This is a genomic window from Kitasatospora purpeofusca, from assembly GCF_034043715.1.
Classification (GTDB): domain Bacteria; phylum Actinomycetota; class Actinomycetes; order Streptomycetales; family Streptomycetaceae; genus Kitasatospora; species Kitasatospora purpeofusca_A.
In genome coordinates this window covers 26380-53019 of sequence record NZ_JAXCLC010000047.1, presented here as the reverse complement: position 1 = coordinate 53019, position 26640 = coordinate 26380, and the positions used below count along the sequence as shown (strand labels likewise).

The following is a 26640-nucleotide window of genomic DNA, read 5'->3' as shown; positions in this document are numbered from 1 at the left end:
CCCGCCCGGCCGTCCGACCTGCCGCCCGCCCACCGCCCGACCGGCTGCGACCCGACCGGCCGACCGGCCGCCGCCCACCCGGCTTCCGCCGGTCCGACCTCCCCCGGGCGGAACGGGCAGTGACGACCCATCAACGTTCCGCACACGGGGGGTGACAGGGCCGCCCCGGCGGCCGACACTGGGAGGAAGAAGCTCCCACGTCAATGGGTCGGCCGGTACCGGCCGGTACTGGCCGCCGAGAGGGCAGGCCGGCCATGAGTACGCCGTCCTCCAGAATCCCGATCGTCTACGTCCGGGGATACGCCGGTGGCACCCCCGGGATCGAGAAGGCCGTGACGGATCCGTTCTACGGATTCAACGAAGGCTCGACGCACATCCGCGTCGGGCGCCAGGACTCCCCCGTCTTCTACCAGTTCGAAAGCCCGTTAGTACGCCTGCTCACCGACGAGGGCTACCGGGTCTTCGTCGAAGGCGGCCAGGAAGCCTATCTGGCGAACCACCCCAAGGACATCCCGGCCGACAGCATCTGGATCCACCGCTTCTACGACCGCTGCTCCGGCACCTGGGGCGGCGAACCCGAGGCGTTCAGCCTGGAGCGCGCCGCCGAGGACCTCCTCCGACTGATCGAGGACCTCCAGGAGCGCACCGGCGCGCCGCGGGTCCACCTGGTCGCCCACTCGATGGGCGGCCTGATCTGCCGCTGCCTGCTCCAGAAGGTCATCCCCGAGCAGCGCGAGGGGAAGCGCGCCACCGACTACGTGTCGAAACTGTTCACCTACGGAACGCCACACGGCGGCATCACCTTCGCCGTCGGCTTCGGCGTTCCCGAGGCCCTCCGCGACACCTTCGCCCTGAACGGCTCGGACGTCTTCGGACCCGACCGGATGTACGAGTACCTGACGCCCAATCCCGGTCCGGACGGGCGGCCGGAGGACTGGCGGGCCGTCGACATGCCGGACGACGACGGCCGCGGGACGCCCCGGGAGGCCGCGGGCGGGTTCCCGCTCGACCGGGTCTTCTGCATGATCGGCACCGACTCCGACGACTACGACGTCGCCCACGGCGTCTCGGCCTCGGCCGTCGGCCCGCGCAGCGACGGCCTGGTGCAGATCGAGAACGCCCAGGTCACCGGCGCCAACCGGGCGTTCACGCACCGCAGCCACAGCGGCCGGTACGGACTGGTCAACTCCGAGGAGGGGTACCAGAACCTGCGCCGGTTCCTGTTCGGCGACCTCAGGGCCCGCGTCGACCTGGTCGACGTGACGCTGTCCGACCGCGACCCGGACGTCACCTGGCAGGCCGAGGTACGGCTCCAGGTCCGCGGGCTGCCGGTGCTGCTGCACGAACGCTCCGCCACCCACTGGTGCCCGGTCCAGCTCTCCGACCCCACCTCGGCCACCCGTCAGGCCCGCGCCACCAGGGACGGCGCCGTCCAGTTGGCGACCACCTTCCTCTCCAGCAAGCTGCTCCCGCACCGGGACGACGCGGAACGCGCGGCGGTGGACGCGGCGCGCACGGCGGTGGACGCGCCCCGGCCGGGCGCGAGCGAACCGGTGCGGTTCGCGCTCGACCTGCGGGTGCTCGGACTCAAGGAGCACAACGGGTTCTTCGGGTTCGGCGACCATCTGGAGCAGACCGCCGACTTCGCGGACACCCTGATCGTCGACGTGGACACCGACTCCCCGCGCCCGGCGGCCTGGGCGCACTGGAACTCCGAGGTGGACGGCGCGATCCGGGACCTCCACCCGACCGGGCCGCCGCTGCCGGACGAGGATCCGCGGGCCGACGCCTGGCTCGCCCACATCCCGCTGCCGGCCACCACCCGCCCGATCCTCGGCCCCGACGCCCGGCTCCGGCTCACGGTCGGCCCCTGGAGCTGAACCCCCCTGACCTGACCACCCGCCCCGACCCCGGCCTGGGCCCTGGCTCTGACCCTGCCCCTGCCCCTGACCCCGGCCCTAGCCGTGCCAGTCGGCCGCCGGGGGGTCGGTCCTGGGCTCGGCGCCGGAGTCGGTCCAGGCCGCGGCCGCCGGGCCGAGCCGGGGGTCGGCACCGGGCTGCGGGCCGGTCCGCGATCCGGGCTCCGGCGGCGGCCCCTCGGCGACCAGCAGCACCCGGCGCAGCAGATCGGCGAGTTGGCGCCGCTCGGCCGGGGAGAGCACTCCGAGCAGGCGGTGCTCCTCCCGGCCGACCACGTCCAGCGCCTGTGCCCAGGCCAGCCGGCCCTGCTCGGTCAGTTCGACGTCGACCCGGCGGCGGTCGTCGCTGGAGGGCGTGCGGACGATGAATCCGCGCCGTTCCAGTGCTTCCAGACGCCCGGTCACCGAGGCGGGCGCCAGGCCGAGGTCACCGCGCAGCTCGGACGGGGTGGCCCGGCCGCCGCGGCCGGCCAGCCCGTGCAGGGTGTCGAACTCGTGCTTCTGCAGTCCGTAGTCGGCCACCCCCTGCTCACGGACCCGGCCGAGGTGCCGGGTGAGCTTGCTCATCCGGGTGACGGCGCCCTCGACGTCCGGGTCCAGGTGCGGCAGCACCGGCCGCCAGCGTTCGACGTGGCCGTCGGTCCAGTCGCGGGGCCGGTCGGCCGCCGCCCGGTGCGTCGCGGGTGTCATGTCCCCGAGTCTAGGCGGCCCCGCACCAGGGCTTTTCCGGTTCCAAATATTTCGTTGCCGAAATTTCGGTAACGAAATACAGTGCTGCCGTGACTTCGACCCACCACCCGCACCCGCTGCGCCTGCCCGCCTTCCGGCTGCTCTTCCTCGGCCGGACGATCTCCACCCTGGGGGACGCCGTCGTCCCCGCCGCCCTCGCCATCGCCGTCACCCGGGCGACCGGCTCCGCCTCCGCGCTGGCCCTGGTCCTGGGCTGTGCGATGGTCCCCCGCCTGCTGCTGCTCCCCCTGGGCGGCGTCGTCGGGGACCGGGTCGACCCCAGGCTGGTCGCGCTCGTCACCGACCTGGTCCGGGCCGCCGCCCAGATCGCGGTCGGCCTGGAACTCCTCGGCGGCCGGCCCAGCCTGGCCGCCATAGCGGCCGCCGAGGCGGTCGGCGGCATCGCCTCGGCGTTCGCCATGCCGACCGCCAGCCCGCTGGTCGCGGCCGCCGTGGCCGGGCCGCAGCGGATGCGCGCCAACGCCCTGCTGGCCTCGGCCATCAGCGGCGCCCGGCTCGGCGGCCCGGCGCTGGCCGGCGTCCTCGTCCTGACCGCGGGTCCCGGCTGGGCGTTCCTGCTGGACGGCGCCTCCTTCCTGGTCAGCGCGGCACTGCTGACGCGGCTGAAGGTGAGCCACACCCCTACCGAGCGCAGGTCGCTGCGCGCCGACCTGGTCCGGGGCTGGAGCGAGGTGCGCTCGCGCGACTGGTACTGGACCAGCCTGATCGGCCACGCCGTGTGGAACGGCGCCGCCGCCGTGCTGCTCACCCTCGGCCCGCTGATCGCCTCCCAACGGATGGGCGGGGAGGGCGTCTGGATCGCGATGACCCAGGCCGCCGCCTTCGGTGTGCTGGCCGGTTCGCTGCTCGCCGGGCGGTTCCGGCCCCGGCGCCCGCTGCTGGTCGCCTCCCTCGGCCTCGCCCTCTACGCCCTGCCGCTGGTCGCCCTGGCGGTGACGGCGCCCGCACCGGTCACGGTCGCCTCGTACGCCCTGGCGATGACCGGGCTTGGCTTCCTCAATCCGGTGTGGCAGACCGTGGTCCAGCAGGAGTTCCCGCCGCAGGTGCTGGCCCGGGTCACCTCCTACGACTGGCTGCTGTCGCTCGCCGCCGCCCCGCTGGGGTACACGCTCGCACCGCTGGCCGCCGACGCCTGGGGGAGCACCGGGCCGCTGCTCGTCACGGCCGCCCTGGTCGCGCTGGCCTGCGGCGGGGCGGCCGTCGTCCCGGGTGTCCGCCGGGTCGGGCGCACTGCGGACGCTGACGGCCTGACGGACAGTCCGACGGGCGGCCTGACGGGCGGTCCGACGGACGGTTCGAAGGACGGCCGCCACTCCCCGGGAAAGGGCCCGGGGACAACCGTCCCCGGTGTCACCGGGGCGCCTTCCGCAGCCCCGGAGGCCACGGTCGGGGCGGCGCGGCGGGACCCTACGATACGAACATGATCGCCTATGCCCCAGCGGCCTTCTTCTTCCTCCTCTGCGGAATCGGAGTCCTGCGCGACCGACGCAAGTTCAGCAACGCCGTGCTGCTCGGCATCGGGGTCTCCCTGCTGGCCCTGGCGCTGATCGCGGAGGTGCGCCGGGCGCCGACCCTGGTGGCCGAGCTGACCGTGGCCGTCATCGCCCTGCTGCCGACGGTGGGCACGGTGGCACTGGTCTGGTTCCTCCTCTCCAACGGGGTGACGATGATCCGCAAGGAGGGCCGGCGGCCGGCGAACCTGCTGTCGCTGCTCGCCGGCCTCGGCATCCTCGCGCTGATCGGTCTGCTCGGGGCGGCCGTCGTCACCGACTCCCCGCGGCTCGGCGTCCTCGCCGCCACGGCGCTCCTGGTGGTCGGCTATGTCTCCTTCCTCTTCGTCTGCTTCGTCGGCTACGCCTTCCTCTACCAGCGTCATCTGCCGCGCGGCGACGTGGACTTCGTGGTGGTGCTGGGCTCCGGACTGATCGGCGGCGACCGGGTGCCGCCGCTGCTCGCCAGTCGGCTCGAACGCGGTCGCGCGCTCTACGAGAAGCAGGCGGCGCGGGGCAACCCTCCGGTGCTGATCACCTCGGGCGGTCAGGGTCCGGACGAGAAGCTGCCGGAGTCCCACGCCATGGCGGACTACCTGGTCGAGCGCGGCTTCCCCGCCGAGCACCTGGAGCGCGAGGACCGTTCCCGCACCACCGAGGAGAACCTGCTGTTCAGCAAGGAGATCATGGAGCGGGAGAAGCCCGACTACCGCTGTGTGGTCGTCACCAACAACTTCCATGCCTTCCGGGCCGCCCTGACGGCCCGCACGACCGGGGTCAACGGCCAGGTCTGCGGCTCGCCCACCGCCCGGTACTACTGGCCGAGCGCGACGATCCGCGAGTTCGCCGCCGTCTTCCTCTCGCACAAGCTGGTCAACTTCGGGATCTGCGGCTTCCTCGCCGTGTGCGGACTCGTCGCCGCGGCAGTGAGCCCCGGCGCCTGACCGCACCGCGGTGCCGCCGGTCGCGCGCAGTGCCGGTGGTGCCGCCATGGCGGCACCACCCATGACCGGGCCTCCGGGGACGGCCGCCCGCCATATGGCGACCCCTGGGCGGGAGCGGCACTCTGCACGGCAAGGTCCCGTACTCCTCCCCACCCCGGAGTCCCCGATGGCCGTGTCCCCCACCGCCCCAACTCCCGCCCGCCGCGTCCACCAGGCCGACCACGTCCGCCGCACCGGCCGCGCCGCGCTCGCCGCCCTCGCCGCGCTGCTCACCGCGGCGGCGCTCCTCCTCTCCACCACCGTCTCGACGGCCATGCCCGCGCCCGCGCCCGTGCTCGCCGGCACGGGCGGCGCGGGCGGCGCGGGCGGCATCTTCCAGCAGGTCACCGGGTTCGGCAGCAACCCCGGCAACCTCTCGATGTACACCTACGCCCCGGCCGGACTGCCCGGCGGCGCGCCCCTGGTGATCGCCCTGCACGGCTGCACCCAGACCGCCGACGACTACTACCGGCACTCCGGCTGGCCCGAACTCGCCGACCGCTACGGCTTCGCCGTGGTCTTCCCGCAGACCGGCACCGCCAACAACCCGCTCTCCTGCTTCCGCTGGTTCGACGCCGCGCAGAACGCCCGCGGCGTCGGCGAGGCGGCCTCCGTGCTGCAGATGGTCACCAGGGCCGGGGAGCTGTTCGGCGCAGACCGGAACCGGGTGTTCGTCACCGGCCTGTCCGCAGGGGGCGGCATGGCCGCCGACCTGCTGGCCGACTATCCGGACGTGTTCGCCGGCGGGGCCGTCGACGCCGGTCCGCCCGCGCACTGCGCCGCCACCCTGTCCGCGGCCTCGTCCTGCCAGAACAACGACCAGCGGCTCACCCCCGCCCAGTGGGCGGAGAAGGTCCGCCGAGCCGACCCCGGCCACTCCGGGCCGTGGCCCCGGGTGGCGATCTGGCAGGGCACGGCGGACACCACCGTCCGGCCGGTGAACGCCACCGAACTGCGCGACCAGTGGACGGAGGTGTGGGGCATCGGCCAGAGCCCGTCCGGCACCCGGAGCCTGCCCGGCGGCACCACCGAGACCCGCTACGACGACGCCGGGGGCCGACCCGCCGTCGCGCTGTACTCGATCGCGGGCATGGGGCACGGGCTGGCCGTCGCCCCGGGCTCGGGAGCCGACAGGTGCGGGGCCACCGGCGCGTACTTCCTGGACGCGATCTGCTCCGGCTACCACACCGCACTCTTCTGGGGCCTGGACAGCGGCGGGCCGACGGACCCCGGGCTGCCCGCGCCGAGCGGTCTGACCGCCACCGCGACCGGGGGCGACACCGTCGCGCTCGGCTGGCAGCCCGTCACCGGAGCCGTCTCCTACCGGATCTTCCGGGACGGCGCCCCCGTCGCGGCCCCGACCGGCACCGCCTGGACCGACGGCGGTCTGAGCGCCGGTACGGCCTACGGCTACGCGGTGGCCTCGGTCGCCGCCGACGGCACCACGGGCGCCCGCTCCACCACCGTCACCGTCACCACGCCGGGCGGCCCGGCGCCGTGCTACACCACCGACAACTACCACCAGGTGGCGGCCGGCCGGGCGACGCAGAGCGGCGGCCTGGTGTACGCGCTCGGTTCCGGACAGGCGATGGGGCTGTGGAACACCTTCACCGTCCACACCCTGCGCCGGACCGGCCCCGGCTACTACGTCCTCGCCGACGGCTCCTGCTGAGCGGTCCCGCATCGAACACCACGGCCGACCGGGGCCGACCTGGGCCGACCCCGAGCGCCGCCTTGACGAAAGGTTGACCTGCTCACGGCAGAACGTTGGGGACCCTCACTCCTATGGTCGGCCCATGCCTCCACTGCCCCCCGGACGAACCACCGCGCTGCCCGTACTGCCCTACCGCAAGCCCACCCCCGGCCGCGACTACTGGGTGTTCGACGACGTCCTGCCGGACCCGGACGCCGTCCGCCGCCGCTGCCTCGACCGCGACGACTGGACCGAGGGCTACCCCTACCGGCCGGAAGCCTGGCCCGGACTGCGCACCATGCCCGGTCTGGAACCCGAGGAGCTGGCCCGGGTGGAGGCGCTCGTCCGCAAGGCCACCGGGGCGTCGCGGCTCTGGGTCCAGAGCACCCCCGGCGGCGGCACCCTGAACCACAACTGCGTCCAGTTGGTGGGCAATGCGGAGTCGGAGCCGCGTCCGCACACCGACTCCCGGGCGCTGTGCCGGTTCGCGGCCGTCCTCTACCTCAGCCCCGGCGCGCCGAAGGACGCCGGCACCGGCTTCTACCGCCAGCAGTTCCCCGGCGGCCGGCTCGGCGGCAACCTGGTCACGGCCCCGCACAACAACCTGGTCGAGGCGCTCGGCACCCGCCGCGTCCCGGCCGACGCCTTCACCGAGGACGTCCGCGTCCCCAACCGCTACAACCGCCTGCTCGTCTACCACGCCAACCTGATCCACAGCGCCACCGCCTACCACGGTCTGACCCTGGAGGAGCGGCGGATGACGGCGGTCTTCTTCTGGATGGCCTGACACCCCGGCCGGGGGACGGCGGCCGCAGAGATCATCAGTAACGAACCCTGATGGCGCTCCCTGAGTGGCCCTGGGAGTAGATGCGAGGGCCGTGGTGGTGTGCACCACGGCCCTCGCACCGGGTGTGGGCGCCCCGTTCCCGCCCTCGTCGTCAGGATCTGCACATGGTGGTGAGCCGTGCGGTGTGCTCTGTCACCTGTACGCGATGCTGAGCTGCACTGTTGGTGAGGAATCGAACCCCTGCGTTGCTCTTCACGCGCCAGGGGCCGGATGAACCGCCGACCCGCGGTGTGTGCACGCCTCCGTGACGACTACCTGCTTCCCACACCCAGCTCGTGGGGTCAGTCCTCGATCAGGTCGATCTCCCAGTTGGTGCGCTGGATCAGGGTGTCCACCTCGCGGATCTCCTTGGCCAACACGTCCGCCTGGGCGCGAAGCTCGGCCACCGGCAGGGCGGAGAGGATCCTGAGTTCGGACCGCAACTGCCGCACGGCTCCGCGCTGGTCGCGTCCGGAGGCGGCATCGGCGGCCGCGGTGGTCACCGAGTGGCGCAGCCGCAGGACGTCCCGGCGAGCGAGGGCGTCGGTAAGAGTGCCGCCGCCCTCAATGAGAACGGTGGAGTTGGTCCGGTTGATCTGACGGATCAGCCGCTCCAACTCGTCCAGCACCTCTCCGGCCTGGGCCAGGACCTCCGCCGCTTTCTCGGCCGGTTCCTCGCCCTCCTGGTAGCGGGCGCTGCCGACGACGCGCACCCGCAACTGCTCCACCCGCCGCACCGCAGCCGCGCGCTGCGCGAGCGCTTCAGCCAGTTTCACCGCGTCATCACCTCGACCTCCTACTGATCGTCCGGTAAGTATGCACGCCGACGCCGATGCCTGACGGCGCGGTTCGCGGGGCGGGGCCGACCGGACCGACCCGACAGGCACCGGGAGGGTTCGTAGAACAACCCACACACGTCCGTTGGGACCAGCCGGATCAGAGGAGAACGGACCGCAAGCAGTGCCAACTGGCCAGATCATCTGAGACAGGGGCCAGATCGCCCGGGACGGGACGACCGCGCCGGACGATGGCCCGGTAGTCACCCGTTGTCCCGCCTCTGCGAAGTCCGACTGCCAGGGTTCCTGGCGCGACGCCTGCAAGGGCGTCGGGGGTTTCGTGGAGTTGCCCGGCAGGCCCCGTCGGCGGCACGTCCGGGCGGCGGGCGGGCCGTAGCGCCCGGTTGGCGGCGGGCCCGTGCGGGGAGGGGCATCGTATGGAGAACACCGACCGGCCGGCCACCGAGGCGGCCCGACCGGAGTGGGCCGGGATCGACCGGCTGGGCACGCCCGAGCTGCTGCGGCTGCTGAACGCCGAGGACCGCACGGTGGCCGGGGCGGTGGCCCGGGAGCTGCCGAGGATCGCCGTCGTGGTGGACGCCGTCGCCGCCCGGATGGGGCGGGGCGGGCGGCTGGTCTACGCGGGTGCCGGGACGGCCGGGCGGCTGGGGGTGCTGGACGCGAGCGAGTGCCCGCCGACCTTCGGCACCGACCCCGGCCGGGTGGTCGGGGTGATCGCGGGCGGTCCGGCGGCGCTGGTGCGTGCGGTGGAGGGGGCGGAGGACCGGCCGGAGCTGGCGGCGGCCGACCTGGCCGCGCTCGCGCTGGCGCCCGAGGACACGGTGGTCGGCGTCTCCGCCTCGGGGCGCACCCCGTACACGGTGGCGGCGGTCCGCGCCGCGCGCCGGGCCGGGGCCCTGGGTGTGGGGCTGGCGGGGGTGGCCGGGTCGCCGCTGGTCGCGGCCGCCGAGCTGGGGATCGAGGTGGAGACCGGGCCCGAGGTCCTGGCCGGGTCCACCCGGCTCAAGGCGGGGACGGCGCAGAAGCTGGTGCTGAACCTGCTCTCCACGGCGGTCATGGTCCGGCTCGGCCGGACGTACGGGAATCTGATGGTCGACGTGCGGGCCGGCAACGCCAAGCTCCGCGAGCGGGCGCGGCGGATCGTGGTCGACATCACCGGCGCGGACGAGGAGACGGCGCGGCGCGCGCTGGCGGCCACCGGCGGCGAGGCGAAGGCAGCCGTCCTGGTCGTCCTCGCCGGGGTGGACGCCCCGGCCGCCGCCCGCCTGCTCACCGCGGCGGACGGCCACCTGCGCGCGGCCCTGGAACTCGCCCGGAGCCGCGACGACTGAGGCTTGTCGCGGAAGTCCGGGTGCGGTCAGACTTCCTGGGCGTCCAGCCAGTGCAGCAGCACGGTGCGCTCGGTCTCGGTGCCGACGGGGCTGTCCGGGTCGAGCGCCCAGTGGCGCATCCGGGTCAGGGTGTCCGCGTCGAGGTCTCGGTAGAGGCGCCAGTGGGCGCGGGGGTGGCAGTTGCTGTCACGGGGTTCGCCGCACTCCTGGCAGTGGGTGAAGAAGGCGTCGACCAGACGGTGCACGATTGTCTCGGCGGGCATGGGCGGCGGTACGTCCTCACTCACGGGGTCCCGGGTTCGTCGGGGCCGCCGGACTTCGTGGGTCGGCGGCCCGTAGTCCAGGGTGCGGGGGCGGACGGGCCGGGCGGCAGGGACCAACGTCCCGACCGGGCTCCCTCCGGGCGCGCCGCCGGTCCGGCACCGGTCCTGCACCGGTCCGGTGCCGGGGCGATACCGGACCAGCGGGAGCACGCCGGAGGCCCGGTCCCCGTGGGGGTGGGGACCGGGCCGTTCTGGGCGCGCCGCCGGGCTCAGCCCCGGCCGGCGGACTTCTGGGTGCGCCGGGAGACCGAGTCGAGCACCACCGCGGCCAGCAGCACCGCGCCGGTGATCATGTACTGGATGGCCTGGGCCGCGTGCACCATGTCCAGTCCGGTGGTGATCGACTGGATCACCAGCATGCCGAGCAGCGCCGACCAGGTGCTGCCCCGGCCGCCGAAGAGGCTGGTCCCGCCGATGACGGCGGCGGCGATGGCGCTCATCAGCACATTGCCGCTGCCGAGCAGCTTGTCCGCCGAACCCTGCTGGGAGGCGATGAACAGGCCGCCGAGGCCGGCCAGCATCGCGGAGATCATGAAGACCGAGATCCGCACCCGGGCCACGTTGATGCCGGCCCGGCGGGCCGCCTCGATGCCGCCGCCGACCGCGAAGATCTGCCGGCCGTAGGAGGTGCGGCGGAGCACGAAGTCGGTGAGCGCGACCACGCCGACGAGCACCACCAGGGGCAGCGGCAGACCGCTGTCCTGGTTGAGCGTCCAGGCGCTGACCAGGGCGACCACGGCCAGCGCGCCGGTGCGCAGCGCGATCTCGCCGAGCGGCCTGGCGGGCAGGCCGGCCGCGGTGCGACGGCGGGCGGTGAGCACCTGGGCGGCGCCGTACCCGGCGACGGAGAGGACGGCGAGCAGCCAGGCGAAGAGGATGTCGCCGTCACCGAGGAAGTAGTTGTCCAGGTGGGCGACGACACCGTCGTTGATGTTGTTGACGGTGCCGAGCTTGCCGAGCACGTAGTCCTGGAGGCCGCTCCAGGCGAGCATGCCGGCCAGGGTGACGACGAACGCGGGGACGCCGATCCGGGCGAAGAAGAAGCCGTGGAGGGCGCCCATCGCACCGGCGGTGAGCAGGGCGAGAAGGATCGCCAGCCACTCGTTCAGGCCCTGGCGCACCGCGAGCACGGAGGTGACGGCGGCGCAGGCGCCGGCGACCGAGCCGAGCGAGAGGTCGATCTCGCCGAGCAGCAGGACGAAGACGACACCGACCGAGATCAGGCCGTAGCCGGCGATCCACTTGGTGATGTTGGTCAGGTTGTCGGCCTGGAGGAAATGGCCGGTGACGCTCTGGAAGATGATCGCGATCAGGATCAGGCCCAGGACGACGGGCAGGGCCCCGAGTTCGCCGCTGCGGATCTTGCGGCGGAACTCCTCGGCGTAGCCGGCGACGCCGCCCTGGCGTACCAGCAGGCGGGGGTCGGCGGCCGGGGCCGGGGTGTCGGCGGCGGGGGTGGTCTGGCTGGTGCTCACTTCGCTTCCTCCGCGATGCGTGCCTGGCGCCGGGTGACGGCATTGTCGGTGGCGCCGGTGATGGCGGAGATGATCTCCTCGGGCGTGGTCCCGGCGACCGGGAAGGCGCCGTTGTTGCGGCCGAGCCGCAGTACGGCGACGGTGTCGGCGACCGCGCGGACGTCCGCCATGTTGTGGCTGATCAGGATGACGCCGAGGCCGCGCTGGCGCAGCCGCTCGACGAGGTCCAGGACCTGGGCGGTCTGCTCGACGCCGAGGGCGGCCGTCGGTTCGTCGAGGATGACGATCCGGGGGTCGCCGACCAGGGCGCGGGCGATGGCGACCACTTGGCGCTGGCCGCCGGAGAGCGCGGCGATCGGGATCCGCACGCTCGGGATGCGGATCGACAGGGTGTCCAGGAGTTCCTTGGCGCGCCGCTCCATGGCGACCTCGTCCAGGGTGCCGTGGCGGCGCAACTCGCGGCCGAGGAAGAGGTTGGCGACGACGTCGAGGTTGTCGCAGAGCGCGAGGTCCTGGTAGACGGTCGCGATGCCGAGGGCCTGGGCGTCCTGGGGGCGGCCGATCCGCACCGGGCGGCCCTCCCAGGTGATGGTGCCCTCGTCGATGGGGTGGACCCCGGCGATCGTCTTGACCAGCGTGGACTTTCCGGCACCGTTGTCGCCGACCAGGGCGACGACCTCACCTGCGTGGACGTCGAGGTCGACGTCGGTGAGTGCCTGGACAGCGCCGAAGCGCTTGGAGACCGCGCGCAGCGCCAGTACGGGTGCGCCTGTCACGTGAACCATCTCCTGCGGGGGTGTGCGTGGCGGGGAGGGGTGGGAGCGGGGGGCGACGGCGGGGCGGGCCGCCGTCCGGCGCCGGGCGAGGGCGCCGGACGGGCGTCGGCCGGCCGTCGGCCGGGCGTCGGGGCCCGGAGTCAGTGACCGGGGGTCACTTCAGGCCGGCGGCGGCGCAGGCGGCGGCGTAGTCGGCGGTGCAGATGTCGGCGGCCTTGTAGAGCCCGTCGGCGATGACGGTGGCGGAGATGTTGGCCTTGGTGACGATCTTGGGGTCCAGCAGCTTGGCCGGAATGCCCTTGTCGGTGTCGCTGTCCACGGTGGTGGAGGCGACGGCCTTGACGTCCTTGCCCTGGAGCAGGCTGACGGCGAGTTCGGCGGCGCTGTCGGCGAGCGGCTTGTACGCCTTGTAGATGGTGTAGGCCTGGTCCCCGGCGACGATCCGCTGGATCGCGTCGAGGCCGGCGTCCTGGCCGCCGACCGGGACGTTGACGCCGGCCGCCTTGAGCTGGGTGATGATCGCGCCGGCCATGCCGTCGTTGGCGGAGTAGACGGCCTGGAAGCCGTCCTTGCCCAGCTCGGTGATGGCGGCGCCGGTCTTCTGGCCCGCGACGGTGGGCTTCCACTCGCCGGACTGCTCGTACACCACCTTCTTGATCTTGCCGTCCAGCACCTTGTGGGCACCGGACTTGAAGAGCGCCGCGTTCGGGTCGGCCTCGTCGCCGTTGATCATCACGATGTTGGCGTCCGCGGCCTTGGCGCCGAGGGCGTCCAGCAGGGCCTGGCCCTGGAGTTCGCCGACCTTCTCGTTGTCGAACGAGACGTAGGCGGAGACCGGGCCGGTGGCGAGGCGGTCGTAGGCGACGACCTTGACGCCCTTCCCGGCTGCCTCCTTGACCCACGCCTGGGTGGACTTGGCATCGAAGGCGTCGAGGACGATCACCCTGACGCCCTCGGCGATCAGCGTGTCGAACTGCTGCTTCTGCTTGGCCGCGCTGCCTTCCGCGTTGCTGTAGCGGACCTTGCAGTCCGGGCAGAGGGCGGTGACCTTGGCCTCGATGAACGGACGGTCGAAGGACTCGTACCGGGTGGAGGAGGCGTTCTCCGGCAGCAGCAGGCCGATGGACTTGGAGTCCCCGGAGCTCGCGCTGTCCTTCTTGTCGGCGCCGGCCTTGCCGCAGGCGGCCAACGAGAGGGCCATCGAGACCGCGGCGGTGCCGACGAGGACGCGACGCATCGTTGCGTTCATGGGGGAATGCCTCCGTGACAGGGGCCGCAACTCTGCGGCGAGGTGGCAGGAGTTAACCCGGCGCCCACCCGTGTCGTCAATAAGTAAATTCAAGCTCCTGCGAATCCCTGCTCTTTCGTTATCTTTGTGAACGCCAACCAGGGGTTGAAACTTGGAGGATCCTCCGAGTCAAGACCTGACAGGACATGACAGAGAAGGACGAATCGCCCACGATCAATAGGTGTGACCTGGTACGCACCTGATAGGCAAACGATCGTTCGCTGCACCTACCAGCGCCCGGGCGGCACGTCGAGGCGCTCTTGACAGGGACAGGTCCGGCAAACTCAAACGTTCAAGAGTTTGATCATCCGTCAGCGAATTGGGCCGCCATCCGGTCCCGGTAGCGGCCCGGCGTCGTCCCGAACTGCCGACTGAAGGCGTGCGAGAGCGCGTACGGCGTCGCATAACCGACCCGCCGGGCGATCACCTCCAGCGGATCGGCGGTCTGCTGGAGCAGCGCGGCCGCCCGGGTCATCCGCCACCACGCCAGGTAGGCCATCGGCGCCCGGCCGACCAGGGCGGTGAACCGCCGGGTCAGCGTCGCCCGGGAGACGCCCGCGCTCGCGGCCAGTTCCTCGACGCTCCACCCTCGCGCCGGATCCCCGTGCATGGCGCGCAGCGCGCCCGCCACCACCCGGTCCCCCAACGCGGCGGGCCAGCGACCGCCGGCGCCGAGTTCCGCCCCCGGCACATCCGCCCCGGCCCCACCCTCGGCCCCGGGTCCGGCCCCGGCCGGGGGCGAGGCCAGCCAGGCCCGCAGCATGTACACCAGCAACAGATCGATCAGGCTCGGTACGGCGAGCGCCCCGCCCGCCCCGTCGGCGGCCAGTTCGCCGCCCAACAGGTCGACCGCCGCACGGAGTTGGGGGTGGACTCCGATCCGGTTCGGCAGATGCACCACATCCGGCAGCTCCAGCATCAGCGGGTGGGACCTGCTGTGCTCCAGGCGGTACTTCCCGCAGAGCAGTTCGGCGATCGGCCCGCTCGCGGCGCCGAGCACCGGCAGCGATCCGGGGGCACCGTCGAGCGGGCCCTCGAGCGGGCCCCCGAGCGGACCCCCGAGCAGGCCCTGGAGCGGGCCCTCCGGGGCGGGAGCACCGTCGAGCGGTCTCTCCGGGGCGAGCCACGCCGTCGGCCGGGCCGCCGCGAGCAGCCGCTCGATCGGCACCGCCGACGCCGCCGCGTCCCGGTCGAGCGGCGCGGAGGAGAGCACATGGCCCGTCCCCTGTGGCAGCAGCACGGCGTCGCCCACCCCGAGCCGGACCGGCTCACCACCGTCCGGCAGCAGCCAGCAACCGCCCTCCAGCACCACATGGAAGCCGGCGCCCTCGTAGGCGGGGATGCGGGCCGACCAGGCCCCGCCGACCCGCAGCCGGTTGGAGGAGGGTCGTCCGATCCGTACCGCCGCGATCGCGTCGCTCACCACGTCCATGACCGCAGAATAGCCACAGCGGCACAGCTGTGAGCCGATCTCGTATCGCATCGCGCCATCCACGCATTGAACCGCTCAGTAGGGCGCTCTTAGGATCGGGATCGTCGACGGAACGACATCGCGCACCACCACGGGAGGGGCCATGGAACGGATCGTGCTCGGCGAGGCCGAGGTACTGAGGGTCAGGGAGTGGGAGGGGGCGTTCATGCCCTCCGCCGACATCGTGCCCGCGGCGACGCCCGAGGACTGGGCGCGGAACGCGGACCTGCTCGCGCCCGACCACTGGAACCGCGCCGACGACACCCATCTCGGCGCCCTGCAGAGCTGGGTGATCCGCCACGGGGGCCGCACCGTCCTGGTCGACACGGGGGTCGGGCACCGTCGGCAGCGCCCGCACAACCGGCTGTTCCACGAGCGGGACAGCGACTTCCTCGACCTGCTCACGGCCGCCGGCGTGCGGCCCGAGGACGTCGACGTGGTGGTCAACACCCATCTGCACGCCGACCACGTCGGATGGAACACCGTGGAGCGGGAGGGTGATTGGGTGCCCGCCTTCCCCAACGCCGTCTACTACCTGCCGGCCGCGGACCACGCCTCCTTCGCCCCGGACGGGCCCGGACGCGCCGGTCCGGCGACCCGCGAGGAGGAGCGGCAGCTGCTCTACGCCGACAGCATCGAGCCGGTGATCCGCTCGGGCCGGGCGGTGCTCTGGACGGAGGGCGTCCGGCTCGACGAGGCCCTCACCCTGGAACCCGCGCCCGGCCACAGCCCCGGCTCCTCGGTGCTGCGGCTCGACTCGCGCGGAGAACGGGCGGTGTTCGTCGGCGACCTGCTGCACAGCCCGCTCCAGCTGACCCGCCCCGAGTGCAACAGCTGCTTCTGCGAGGACCCGGTCCAGGCCGCGACCACCCGTCGCAGTGTCCTCGAACGCGCCGCCGACCAGCTTGAGTTGGTCGTCCCGGCGCACTTCGCCGGGACGGGCGCGGCCGAGGTGCGGCGCGAGGGGTCCGGCTTCACCGTCACCCGCTGGGCCGGCTGACGGCGGCGGCCGGGGTGTTCGACCTCCGCCCGCTGGCCGAGGACCCGGTACTGGTGGCCCTCCCGCCGGACCACCCGCTGGCCGGCCGGGAGCGGCTGCGGCTCGTCGAACTCGCCGACGAGCCCTGGATCGCCGCCAGCAGCCGGGCCGAGTCCACCCTGCTGGCCGCCTGTGTCCGCAGCGGCTTCCAGCCCCGGATCGCCTACGAGGTCGGCGCCTGGACGGCGAAACTCGGCCTGGTCGCCGCCGGGTTCGGCGCCACCTTGATCCCCGCCCTGGCCGCCCGCGCCACCCGTCCGGACATCGCGCTCGTCCCGCTCCACCCCGACGACACCCCGGTCCGCCTCGTCCGTACCGCCACCCTCCGCGCCCACTCCGCACCACCCGCCGTCACCGCCTTCCTCCCCCACCTCGCCCGCGCGGCGGCGGCGGCCGTACCGTCCCGGGCCTGACTCCGGCCCGACGCAAACGGCCCGACCCGGTACCCGCCGCCACGATCTGCGGCACCGGCACGACCGGCGCCCGTCACGACCGGCCCCGCCCCCGACCGGCGCCCGTCACGACCGGCCCCGCCCCCGATCGGCGCCCGTCACGACCGGCCCCGCCGCCCCGGCCCCGCCGGAAGGTCGACCGGGTCCGGGCGGCTCCCGGTCAGCAGGACGGACAGCGTCGCCGTGTGGGTCCGCAGCAGGCTGACGGGCCCTCCGCTCCGGCCGGCACGGCCCTCCCGGCTCGGGCCTGCGCGAACGCCTCCGACAGGCCCCGGAGTTCCTCGCCGCTCTGCACCGGAAGACCTCTGACGTCCGGCCCCTGGTGACGGCCACCGGGGCACGGCCCGCGCGACCTCGGCCGGGCCCTCGACCTCCTGCGCCCCCCGCGCCGGCCGGTCCCGACCGGCCTCCACCCCGGACGCCACGGTCATCCCTGTCCGGCTCCGGCGGCGGAGCACCACGAGCGGGGCCGGGACGGCGCCCGGGCCGGACCGGGACCACGCCCGGGACAACCGGGCCCGGCCCAGGACGCGGGCAGGACCGGCCCGGGCCCGAAGGGGGGCCGGGAGACGGCCACCGCCCCAGGTGTTCGGGACAGCGGGCGGCCGACCTTGGAAGTCACGCCCGGTCCACGCGCCGGGCGGCCCTATCGGCCCGAGCCCAGGGGAACCACGTCATGACCGCACAGCCCGTCCTGTTCGCCACCCATCCCGACGCCCGCCGCGCCGTCTGCCTGCCCGACCTGCTGCGCGCCCAGGCGGCCGCCCGCCCCGACGCCACGGCCGTCACCGCTCCGGCGGAGACCGCCGCAGGCACCGGCACCGGCGCCCGGCTGAGCTTCCGCGAGCTCGCCGCCGCCGCCGACACGCTCGCCGCGCACCTGCACCGGCTGGGCGTGGCCACCGACGACTGCGTCGGCCTGTACACCGAGCCGTCCCTGGCGCTGATGACCGGCGCCTGGGGCATCCTGCACGCGGGCGCCGCGTACCTGCCGCTCTCCCCCGAGTACCCGGAGGAGCGGCTCCGCTGGATGATCGAGTCCAGCGGGACCAGGGTGGTCGTCGCCCAGGAGCACCTGCGGTCCCGGCTGGCCGAGCTGGTCCCGGCCGGCACCCGGATCGTCACCGCCGCCGACCTCCCGGACCGGGACGCGCCGCCGGATCCGGGCGAGGGCGCCGCCCAGCCCCGCACCGCCCGCACCGCCCGCACCGCCGACCACATCCCGCACCAGGCCCAGGCCCCGGCCGGCCCCGCCCCCGAGTCGCTGGCGTACGTCATCCATACCTCCGGCAGCACCGGCCGCCCCAAGGGCGTGATGATCGAGCACCGCAGCATCGTGTCGCAGCTGCGCTGGCTGGCCGACGCCGGCCATCTGGGCCCGGACACCACCGTGCTGCAGAAGACGCCGATGAGCTTCGACGCGGCGCAGTGGGAGATCCTCGCGCCCGCCGCCGGCGCGCGGGTGGTGATGGGCGCGCCCGGCGTCTACCGGGACCCGGAGGCCCTGATCGACACCGTCCTCGCGCACGGCGTGACCACCCTCCAGTGCGTACCGACCCTGCTGCAGGCCCTGCTCGACACCGAGCGGTTCGCCTACTGCACCGGTCTGCGCGGCCTGTACTCGGGCGGCGAGGCGCTCTCGGTCCGGCTGGCCCGGGCGCTGACGGCGGCGCTGCCGGGCGCGGAGCTGGTCAACCTGTACGGCCCGACCGAGTGCACCATCAACGCGACCGCCCACCGGATCGACCCGGCGGCCCTCGGCGACGACGCCGGTTCGGTACCGATCGGCGTGCCGGTGGACCGCACCCGCTGCTTCGTCCTGGACGAGGAGCTGGCGCCGGTGGAGGTCGGCGCGACCGGCGAGCTGTACATCGGCGGCGTCCAGCTGGCCCGCGGCTACCTCGGCCGGCCGGACCTGACGGCGGAGCGATTCGTCGCCTCGCCGTATCTGCCGGGCGAGCGGCTGTACCGCACCGGCGACCTCGCCGAGTGGAACCCGGACGGCACCCTGCGGTGCGCCGGCCGGGTGGACAACCAGGTCAAGCTGCGCGGCTACCGGGTCGAGCTGGACGAGATCGCGCTCGCCGTCGAGGGCCACACCTGGGTGCGCCGGGCCGCCGCGGTGGTCACCGACGACCCGCGGACGGGCCACCGCGACCTGGTGGCCTGCGTGGAGCTGAACCCCAAGGAGGCCGCCCTGATGGACCAGGGCAACCACGGCGGCCACCACCGGTCCAAGGCGAGCAAGCTCCAGGTCCGGGCCCAGCTGTCCAACCCGGGGCTGCGCGGCCCGGCCGAGCTGGCCGGCCGGCCGGTGGTCGAACTGCCGGGGCGCCGGGAGACCGGCCGCCAGCGGCGGGAGACCTTCGCCCGCAAGACCTACCGCTTCTTCGAGGGCGGCCCGGTCACCCGGGACGACCTGCTGGCACTGCTCGCCCCGCCGCGCCCGGCCGACCCGCCGGGCCGGCCGGCTGCGGCCGTCACCCTCGCCGAACTCGGCCCGGTCCTGAGGTGGTTCGGCCAGTTCCACAGCCCGGAGCGGCTGCTGCCGAAGTACGCCTACGCCTCCCCCGGCGCCCTGTACGCCACCCAGCTGTACCTGGAGACGGACGGCTCGCACGGCCTCGCCGCGGGCGTGCACTACTACCACCCGGTCGACCACGCCCTGGTCCGGGTCGGCGACCGGGCCGCCGGGGGCCCGCCGCTCGCGCTGCACTTCCTCGGCCGGCGCGGCGCCATCGAGCCGGTGTACCGCGACAACATCCAGGAGGTGCTGGAGTTCGAGGCCGGCCACATGCTGGGCGTGCTGGAGGAGGCCCTGCCGGAGTACGGGCTGGCGGTGCGTCCACTGGGCCACGAGCCCTCCGTCCAGCGGCGGCTGGACGTCGCCGGGGAGGACCACTACCTGGGCAGCTTCGCGATCGTCCCGGAGGACGGACGGCCGCGCCGGGAGGACACCGAGCTGTTCGTCCAGGCCCACCCGGGCGGGGTCGACGGGCTGCCGGCCGGTCTGTACCGCCACGAGGGCGGCGAACTGACCAGGATCTCCGACGAGGTGGTGGAGTCCCGGCACGTCATCGCCATCAACCAGCAGGTCTACCGGCGGGCGGGCTTCGGCATCACCGCGGTGAGCCGGGCCGCCGAACCGTGGCTGGAGTACATCGGCCTGGGCCTGCGGCTGCACCGGCTGCAGCGCAACGGGCTCGGCTTCGGGTTCATGTCCTCGGGCTACAGCTCGAAGAGCGGCCACCCGCTGCCCGCCGCCCGGCGGATCGACGCGCTGCTGGCCGGGTGCGGCATCGCCGGCGGGCCGTCGTACTTCTTCCTCGGCGGCCGGGTGAGCGAGGAGCAGATCCGCAGCGAGGGCATGCGGGAGGACGCCGTGCACATGCGCGGCCCCGCGGAGCTGATCAGGGACGAGCTGGTCGCCCTGCTGCCGGACTACATGGTGCCCAACCGGGTGCTGGTGCTGGACGAGCTGCCGCTGACCGCCAACGGCAAGGTGGACGCCAAGGCGCTGGCCGCCGCCGAGCAGGTCAGGGACGCCGCCACCGGCGCGCCGTTCGTGGCGCCGGCGACGGCGACCGAGCGGCGGCTGGCCGGGATCTGGGCCGCCGCGCTGAGCTACGGGACCGTCTCCACGGCGGACGAGTTCTTCGCGGCGGGCGGGAACTCGCTGATCGCGGTGGCGCTGGTCAACCGGGTGAACCGGGAGTTCGGCACCTGGCTCCCGCTCCAGGTGCTGTTCGAGTGCCCCCGGCTCGCCGATCTGGCGGCCAGGATCGACACGACCAGGACCGGCGCGGCCGGGACCGAAACGGCCAGGACCGACGCTGCCGCGACCTGCACGGACGGGACCGGCGCGGCCGGGACCGACGGCGCGGCGAACGGGGGCGCCCGTACGGACGGCGCCCCGAACGGCGGGGACACGGTCTCCCGGCTGGTGCCGCTGCACCGGAGCGGCACCGGCGACCCGGTGTTCTGCTGGCCCGGGCTGGGCGGCTACCCGATGAACCTGCGTCCGCTCGCCGGGCGTTCGGGCCGGCCGTTCTACGGCGTCCAGGCGTACGGCATCAACCCCGGGGAGACGCCGTACCCGACCATCCGGGAGATGGCGGCGGCCGATCTGGCGCAGATCCGGGCGGTCCGGCCGAAGGGTCCGTACACCCTGTGGGGGTACTCCTTCGGCGCCCGGGTGGCCTTCGAGGCGGCCTGGCAGCTGGAGCGGGCCGGGGAGCGGGTGGCCGCCCTGATGCTGATCTGCCCCGGCAACCCGGAGCTGCGACAGGCGGACGGGGAGCGGTACGGACGCGAGTCCTCCTACCGCAACCCGGCGTATCTGACGATCCTGCACTCGGTGTTCGCGGGCTCCGTCGGCGGGCCCGGCCTGGCCGAGTGCCTCGCCGAGGTGCGGGACGAGGACGGCTTCGCGGCCTTCGTCCACCGGACGCTGCCGGAGCTCGACGAGGAGCTGATCCGCCGGGTGGCCCGGATCGTCGGGGAGACCTACGAGTTCGAGTACACCTTCCGCGAGCTGGCCGAGCGGCGGCTGTCGGCCCCGGTGACCGTGTTCAAGGCCACCGGTGACGACTACTCGTTCATCGAGGGCAGCTCCGGCTGGTCGGCCGCCGCTCCGGCCACGGTCCGGCTGGGCGGGGACCACTACGGCGTGCTGAGGGAGCAGGGCGTGGACGAACTGGCGGCCGCGATCGCCGCGGCCACGGTCGGGAGCGGGCTCGGGGCCTGAAACCGGCTCGGGGCCGCGAGCGGGCGAGGGCGGCCGGGAGCGGGACCGGGAGCACCCCCCGACCCTGCGGCCGGAGGCGCCCGGGGACCGTCGGAAACGGTCCCCGGGCGCCTCGGCGCCGTCACCGGCGGGTGCGGCCTCCTGGCCGCAGGAGGAGCGGACCTCCGGCGGTCCGCCCCCTCACCCCCACCACTGCTCGGGGACCCCGGCCGGCTCCCGCCCGCCCTCGCCCGGGGCGTCGGGAGCGGCGACCCGGACCGGTCGGGCGGCGGTGACGAGCAGTCCGTCCGGGCCGGCCGTCGCGACCCGGTAGCCGGACTCGCGCAGCACGGCGGCGACCGCGTTCGTCACCGCGGCCCGGATGCCCTCGGCGGGCGGCGGCTGCTCGGCCGACGCCTGCTCGGCGGGCGGCCAGTCGATCAGCACCCCCTGCGGGCCATGGCCGATCCGCAGCCCGGAGGGCCCGCGGTCGATGTCGAAGCCGGCCCGGGCCAGGTCGGCTGTCACGTCCTCGAAGAGTTCCCGGTGATCCACCATTGGCGCAGCGTAGGCCCGGTCCCGCGCCCTCCCCGGGCGCGGCGCGCGCCGGGACGTCCCGGCGCGTCGTCAAGCACCCGAGCGCAGCATCGAAGCGGAGCGGAGAAAGCCCGCGGACGCCCCGTCACCGCCGCGCCGAGGCCCTGTCACCACCCTGTCACCGCCCCGGGACCCCCCGGACGGGCCGACACGAGCGGCCGGACGGGCCGATGGACGTGCACAGTCGGCGCGCTCCCGACAGCATGACAGAGTAAGCGCTCCATCACTTTGAGCAACGGGGGCGGCGGGTCGCCGGATCCGCGCGCCGGGTTTCCCGGCATCCCCGTATCGAGAGGTCCGATGATCACATCACTCCACCGGCCGGCCGTGACGCGGCCGGGCGTCCAGGACATGCCGCGGCGGACACCGGGGAGCCCGTCGTGAGAGCCGACCGGCAGTCGAGCCCGGGGCCCGCCACCAGCACGCGAGCGGCACCGGCCAACAAGGCGGAGGCGCTCGTCGACTGGGCCGACGGACGGCTCGGCCTCTACGGCCTGTCCAAGTCCAATCTGCGCAAGATCTTCCCGGACCACTGGTCCTTCATGCTGGGCGAGGTCTGCCTCTACACCTTCATCATCATCATCCTGACCGGGGTCTGGCTGACGCTCTTCTTCATCCCGTCCATGGGCGAGGTGACCTACGAGGGCTCGTACGTCCCGCTCCAGGGCATCCAGATGTCGGAGGCCTTCGCCTCGACGGTGCGGATCAGCTTCGACATCCGGGGCGGTCTGCTGATCCGCCAGATCCACCACTGGGCCGCGATCGTCTTCGTGGCCGCGATGTTCGTGCACATGATGCGCGTCTTCTTCACCGGCGCGTTCCGCAAGCCGCGCGAGATCAACTGGCTGTTCGGCGCGGGCCTGCTGATCCTCGGCATGTTCGACGGATTCATGGGCTACTCACTGCCCGACGACCTGCTCTCCGGCACCGGCATCCGGTTCATGGAGGGCGCGATCCTCGCGGTGCCGCTCGTCGGCACCTACCTCATGTTCTTCCTCTTCGGCGGCCAGTTCCCCGGCACCGCCATCGTGCCGCGCCTGTTCACCGTGCACGTGCTGCTGATCCCGGGCATCATGCTCGGCCTGCTGGTGGCTCACCTGATCCTGGTCTTCTACCACAAGCACACCCAGTTCGCCGGGGCCGGCCGGACCAACGACAACGTGGTCGGCATGCCGCTGATGCCGGTCTACATGGCCAAGGCGGGCGGCTTCTTCTTCCTGGTGTTCGGCATGGTGGCCGCGATGTCCGCGGTCGCCACCGTCAACCCGATCTGGCTGTACGGGCCGTACCGCCCGGACCAGGTGTCCACGGACGCGCAGCCGGACTGGTACATGGGCTTCTCGGAGGGCCTGATCCGGATCATGCCGGGCTGGGAGATCGGCCTGTGGGGCCACACCCTCAACCTGGGCGTGTTCGTCCCGCTGATGGTCTTCCCGCTGGTGCTGGTGGCGATCTGGGCCTACCCGTTCCTGGAGGCGTGGATCACCGGGGACCGGGGCGAGCACCACATCGCCGACCGGCCCCGCAACGCGCCGGTGCGCACCGCGTTCGGCGCGGCCTGGATCAGCCTCTACCTGATCCTGCTCGCCGCCGGCGGCAACGACCTGCTCGCCACCCACTTCCACCTGTCCATCAACGCGATCACCAACGCGGCGCGGATCGGCTTCTTCGTGGGGCCGGTGATCGTCTTCGTGATCACCAAGCGCTGGTGCCTGGGTCTCCAGCGCCGTGACAGGGAAAAGGTGCTGCACGGGCGGGAGAGCGGCGTCATCAAGCGCCTGCCGCACGGCGAGTTCGTCGAGGTGCACGCGGCGCTCCCGCCGGAGCGGCTGTACACGCTCACCGCGCACGAGCAGCCGCAGCCGTTCGAGCTGCCGGCCGAGGTGGACGAGAACGGCGTGGCCCGCAGGGCCGGGCTGCTGGCCCGCACCCGGGCCAAGCTGGCCCGCGGCTTCTACGGCGAGGGCGGCCAGATCACCAAGCCGACGGCCGAGGAGCACCAGGAGATCAGCAGCGGCCACGGCCACCACTGATCCCGTCCGCCCCGCCGTCCGCGGACCGTACGACCGGGCCCGCCGCACACCCCAGGTGTACGGCGGGCCCGGTCGTGCCGCCGGTCGGCCGGCCGCGCAGCGCGACCGGTCAGGGCGACCGCGCAGCGCGAGCGGGACGGCGGCCGGTCAGCCGTGCAGGGCGACCGGGACGACGGCGAGCAGGGCCACAGCGAACGCCACCGAGAGGCACACGGCCGCCCAGCGGGCGCAGATCCGGCGGCATTCGGCGCGGTAGCGGGCGGCCAGCGCGCGGCAGCGGCCCACCGCTCGGTCGACCACCTCCTCCGCGTACCGGAGGCGGTCGTCGGTGTACGCCTGTTCGAGGGCCTCCCGGTCGTCCGGCCCGAGCCAGGGGAAGCGGTCGGCGAAGGCCCGGGCGTCGCGCCGGGCCGCCGCGACCTCCGCCTCCCAGGCGAGGTAGCCCTCCAGCCGGGCGATCTCCAGGCCGGGGTCCACCGCCGGACGGGCCGCGCCGAGGTCCACCGGACGGTCCACCGCCGGACGGTCCGCGCGCGGGCCGGGCGGGCGCCCGGTGCGCCGCTTCGCCTCCGGCCGGGCGCCACGCGCCTTCGGCGGACGCTCTCTGCCACCCATGACCGCTCCTTCTCCCGTGCTGTCCCGCTGCTGACCGGTACTGCCGTCCTCCACCCCCTGGCGGATCGCTCCGCGATCAGGCAATCACTATCAGTGACCGGACGGACGGGCAGCCCCGACTCGCCGGGCCGCCTGGACCACACCCGGCGCACGGGGGCGCCCGCGCGCCGGGCGCATCGCGGCGCACTACGGAACGTGCGCGCTCCCGGCATCACCACCGTGACGCCATGGACACGCTCCGCATGCATCCGTGTACCATCGGCGATCGGTACGGCGCCCTGCCGCGCGCCGACCCGGAACCGCCCCGGCCCCGGCCGGGGGGTGAACCAGGAGGTCAGCCATGCCCGATGCCGGTCGATTCAGCGAACTGGGCGAGCAGGGCTCGCGCGCGGTGATGGAGGCCGCGGCCGTCCTGGAACGGGAGCTGTCCGCCGGGCTCGCCGACGCCAAGGCGGCGACCGACCGGCTGACCGGCGAACACCGGGTCGACCAGGAGGAGTTCGACCGGCTGTTGGGCCGGGTCTCGGAGAACACCCACCAGTTGATCGACGCGGTGAGCGAGCGGGTCCTCGCCAACACCACCGGCGAGGTGTCCGATCAGGCCCAACGGCTCGCGGCCAACGCCCACGACGTCCTCGACCTGCTGCTCGGCCTGACCTCGCTCGCCCCCGGCCTCGCCAACCAGGGCCTGCGGAACGCCTTCGGAGCGCAGGGCGACCCGCGGTCCGCCGACGGCGCGGGACCGGACGAGCGGCCCCGGGGGTGACCACCCCGGCCGGACGCCCCGCCGTCGGCGCGCCGCTGGTCGAGCGCGTCCTGGCCCGGTACCGCGAGCGCACCCTCGCCGAACTCCTGCGCCACATCCCCCGGCAGAGCCCGCCCTACCTCTACGACCTGGCCGCCGACTACCCGACGCGCCCCTGCAAGGGCCTGCGGGCCGCGCTCTGCCTGGTCACCTGCGCCGCGTTCGGCGGCCGGCCCGAGCGGGCCCTCAACCCGGCCGTCACCGTGGAGCTGTTCCACAACGCCTTCCTCGTCCACGACGACATCCAGGACGGCAGCGAGCTGCGCCGGGGCGCACCCACGCTGCCCGCCCGGTACGGCGTGGAGGTCGCGCTGAACGTCGGCAACGCGACCCACCTGCTCGGCCTGCGGCGGGTGATGGCCAACCGGCGGGCGCTCGGCGGGGAACTGGCCTGGCGGCTGTTCGAGGAGACCGAGCTGATGTGCCGCCAGTCCCTGGAGGGGCAGGCCATGGAGATCGCCTGGATCCGGGACAACGCCTGCGGGCTGACCAGCGCCGACTACTACCGGATGTGCCTGAAGAAGACGTCCTGGTACACCTTCCTCTACCCGTGCCGCTCCGGCCTGCTGGTCGCCGAGGGGGCCGGTGCGGACGCCGCCCGGCTGGACCGGTTCGGCTGGTACCTGGGCGCCGCCTTCCAGATCCAGGACGATGTGCTCAACCTGGTCGGGGCGGCCGAGGAGTACGGCAAGGAGATCGCCGGGGACCTCTGGGAGGGCAAGCGGACGCTGATGCTCATCCAGCTGCTGGAGCGCGCCGCGCCGGCCGAACGCGCCCGTGTGGTGCGGCATCTGAGCGTCACCCGGTCGCAGCGCGGCCCCGGGGCGGCCGAGGACGTGGCCTGGCTGCTCGACCGGATGGCGGCCTACGACTGCGTCGCGCACGCACAGGAGGCTGCGGCCGGGCTGGTCGCGGCCGCCGCGCGGGAGATCGAGGCCGTGCTGGCCGGGGCCCCCGCGGCGGGGGACGGCCGGAGCGGCGGGGGCGAGGACGCCGAGGAGGCCGAGGAGGCCCGCGCGTTCCTGCTGGCGCTGCCCGACTTCGTGGTGGCCCGCGGCCGCTGACCCGTTCCCCGACCCCCGTTCACCGACCACCCGTTCGCCACCCGCCGCCGGCCGCCACCCGCTGGCCAACCCGGCCCGCCGGGCCCGTTCGCCCCTGGGCCGTGTCACCCCCTGTGCGTAAGATCCGGAACGTCGGTCCCGGACGGCGGGAACCGGCCGCGCGACGCCCCGCGTCACCGGGGGTGAC

20 protein-coding genes and 1 pseudogene are annotated in these 26640 nt (G+C 73.9%); 12 read left to right on the top strand and 9 right to left on the bottom strand.

Translation table 11 applies throughout. The features are described 5' to 3' along the window. The first annotated feature begins 254 nt into the window (after positions 1 to 254). Positions 255 to 1880 carry an esterase/lipase family protein gene (locus SM793_RS23335; protein WP_320440223.1) on the top strand — a complete coding sequence of 542 codons (1626 nt, stop codon included), beginning with the start codon at positions 255 to 257 and terminating at the stop codon, positions 1878 to 1880. A 216-nt stretch (positions 1881 to 2096) separates the two neighbouring features. Here the strand turns inward: SM793_RS23335 and SM793_RS23330 are convergent. Next, a pseudogene (locus SM793_RS23330) lies at positions 2097 to 2609 on the bottom strand (MarR family winged helix-turn-helix transcriptional regulator); the annotation flags it as partial. Between the two features lie 89 nt (positions 2610 to 2698). Here SM793_RS23330 and SM793_RS23325 point away from each other — a divergent pair. From SM793_RS23325 to SM793_RS23310, 4 genes are all read left to right on the top strand, one after another. Beyond that, the gene (locus SM793_RS23325) at positions 2699 to 4093 is read left to right on the top strand and encodes an MFS transporter (protein WP_320440222.1); all 1395 of its coding nucleotides are present in this window, start codon (positions 2699 to 2701) and stop codon (positions 4091 to 4093) included. Then, positions 4090 to 5103, top strand: a complete 1014-nt coding sequence (locus SM793_RS23320; RefSeq protein ID WP_320440221.1) for a YdcF family protein — start codon at positions 4090 to 4092, stop codon at positions 5101 to 5103. Before SM793_RS23325 ends, SM793_RS23320 begins: the two co-directional genes overlap by 4 nt. Before the next feature lie 166 nt (positions 5104 to 5269). Then, on the top strand, positions 5270 to 6814 hold the full coding sequence (locus tag SM793_RS23315) for a PHB depolymerase family esterase (protein ID WP_320440220.1): 1545 nt from the start codon (positions 5270 to 5272) through the stop codon (positions 6812 to 6814). 124 nt (positions 6815 to 6938) lie between these two features. Beyond that, positions 6939 to 7622 (top strand): DUF6445 family protein, encoded by a 684-nt coding sequence (locus SM793_RS23310; protein WP_320440219.1) that lies wholly within the window; start codon positions 6939 to 6941, stop codon positions 7620 to 7622. 341 nt (positions 7623 to 7963) lie between these two features. On the opposite strand, the gene SM793_RS23305 is transcribed toward SM793_RS23310, so the two are convergent. After that, entirely contained in the window at positions 7964 to 8437 is a 474-nt protein-coding gene (locus tag SM793_RS23305; RefSeq protein ID WP_320440218.1) for a DIP1984 family protein, read from the bottom strand. 437 nt (positions 8438 to 8874) lie between these two features. Between SM793_RS23305 and murQ the strand changes: the two genes are divergently transcribed. Then, positions 8875 to 9789 (top strand): N-acetylmuramic acid 6-phosphate etherase, encoded by a 915-nt coding sequence (gene murQ / locus SM793_RS23300; RefSeq protein WP_320440217.1) that lies wholly within the window; start codon positions 8875 to 8877, stop codon positions 9787 to 9789. A 26-nt stretch (positions 9790 to 9815) separates the two neighbouring features. Here murQ and SM793_RS23295 read toward each other — a convergent pair whose 3' ends face one another. The 5 genes from SM793_RS23295 to SM793_RS23275 all read right to left on the bottom strand — a co-directional run bounded on the left by SM793_RS23295 (position 9816) and on the right by SM793_RS23275 (position 15083). Continuing rightward, a complete protein-coding gene (locus SM793_RS23295; RefSeq protein WP_320440216.1) occupies positions 9816 to 10052 on the bottom strand; it encodes a hypothetical protein in 237 nt (78 codons plus the stop codon). 269 nt (positions 10053 to 10321) lie between these two features. Continuing rightward, entirely contained in the window at positions 10322 to 11587 is a 1266-nt protein-coding gene (locus tag SM793_RS23290; protein ID WP_320440215.1) for an ABC transporter permease subunit, read from the bottom strand. Then, a complete protein-coding gene (locus tag SM793_RS23285) occupies positions 11584 to 12372 on the bottom strand; it encodes an ATP-binding cassette domain-containing protein (RefSeq protein WP_320440214.1) in 789 nt (262 codons plus the stop codon). The genes SM793_RS23290 and SM793_RS23285 overlap by 4 nt, the downstream gene beginning before the upstream one ends. A 145-nt stretch (positions 12373 to 12517) precedes the next feature. Continuing rightward, positions 12518 to 13612, bottom strand: coding sequence for a sugar ABC transporter substrate-binding protein (locus SM793_RS23280; RefSeq protein ID WP_320440213.1), 1095 nt, complete (start codon positions 13610 to 13612; stop codon positions 12518 to 12520). Between the two features lie 343 nt (positions 13613 to 13955). Beyond that, a complete protein-coding gene (locus SM793_RS23275) occupies positions 13956 to 15083 on the bottom strand; it encodes an AraC family transcriptional regulator (protein WP_320440212.1) in 1128 nt (375 codons plus the stop codon). Positions 15084 to 15225: 142 nt separating this feature from the next. Here SM793_RS23275 and SM793_RS23270 point away from each other — a divergent pair, with 142 nt between their 5' ends. The 3 genes from SM793_RS23270 to SM793_RS23260 all read left to right on the top strand — a co-directional run bounded on the left by SM793_RS23270 (position 15226) and on the right by SM793_RS23260 (position 21360). Further along, complete coding sequence (locus SM793_RS23270) at positions 15226 to 16122, top strand: MBL fold metallo-hydrolase (RefSeq protein WP_320440211.1); 897 nt, start codon at positions 15226 to 15228, stop codon at positions 16120 to 16122. A gap of 14 nt (positions 16123 to 16136) precedes the next feature. Continuing rightward, positions 16137 to 16574, top strand: coding sequence for a LysR substrate-binding domain-containing protein (locus tag SM793_RS23265; RefSeq protein WP_320440210.1), 438 nt, complete (start codon positions 16137 to 16139; stop codon positions 16572 to 16574). A 715-nt stretch (positions 16575 to 17289) separates the two neighbouring features. Beyond that, on the top strand, positions 17290 to 21360 hold the full coding sequence (locus tag SM793_RS23260; RefSeq protein WP_320440209.1) for an amino acid adenylation domain-containing protein: 4071 nt from the start codon (positions 17290 to 17292) through the stop codon (positions 21358 to 21360). Positions 21361 to 21540: 180 nt separating this feature from the next. On the opposite strand, the gene SM793_RS23255 is transcribed toward SM793_RS23260, so the two are convergent. Further along, on the bottom strand, positions 21541 to 21897 hold the full coding sequence (locus SM793_RS23255) for a hypothetical protein (RefSeq protein ID WP_320440208.1): 357 nt from the start codon (positions 21895 to 21897) through the stop codon (positions 21541 to 21543). 419 nt (positions 21898 to 22316) lie between these two features. Here SM793_RS23255 and SM793_RS23250 point away from each other — a divergent pair, with 419 nt between their 5' ends. Next, complete coding sequence (locus tag SM793_RS23250) at positions 22317 to 23969, top strand: ubiquinol-cytochrome c reductase cytochrome b subunit (RefSeq protein ID WP_320440207.1); 1653 nt, start codon at positions 22317 to 22319, stop codon at positions 23967 to 23969. 147 nt (positions 23970 to 24116) lie between these two features. Here the strand turns inward: SM793_RS23250 and SM793_RS23245 are convergent, their stop codons facing one another. Then, the gene (locus tag SM793_RS23245) at positions 24117 to 24584 is read right to left on the bottom strand and encodes a hypothetical protein (protein ID WP_320440206.1); all 468 of its coding nucleotides are present in this window, start codon (positions 24582 to 24584) and stop codon (positions 24117 to 24119) included. Positions 24585 to 24924: 340 nt separating this feature from the next. On the opposite strand from SM793_RS23245, the gene SM793_RS23240 reads away from it, so the two are divergent. Together SM793_RS23240 and SM793_RS23235 are read left to right on the top strand one after the other, a co-directional pair. Then, positions 24925 to 25350 carry a hypothetical protein gene (locus SM793_RS23240; protein ID WP_320440205.1) on the top strand — a complete coding sequence of 142 codons (426 nt, stop codon included), beginning with the start codon at positions 24925 to 24927 and terminating at the stop codon, positions 25348 to 25350. After that, positions 25347 to 26453 carry a polyprenyl synthetase family protein gene (locus SM793_RS23235; RefSeq protein WP_320440204.1) on the top strand — a complete coding sequence of 369 codons (1107 nt, stop codon included), beginning with the start codon at positions 25347 to 25349 and terminating at the stop codon, positions 26451 to 26453. Before SM793_RS23240 ends, SM793_RS23235 begins: the two co-directional genes overlap by 4 nt. Positions 26454 to 26640 lie beyond the last annotated feature (187 nt).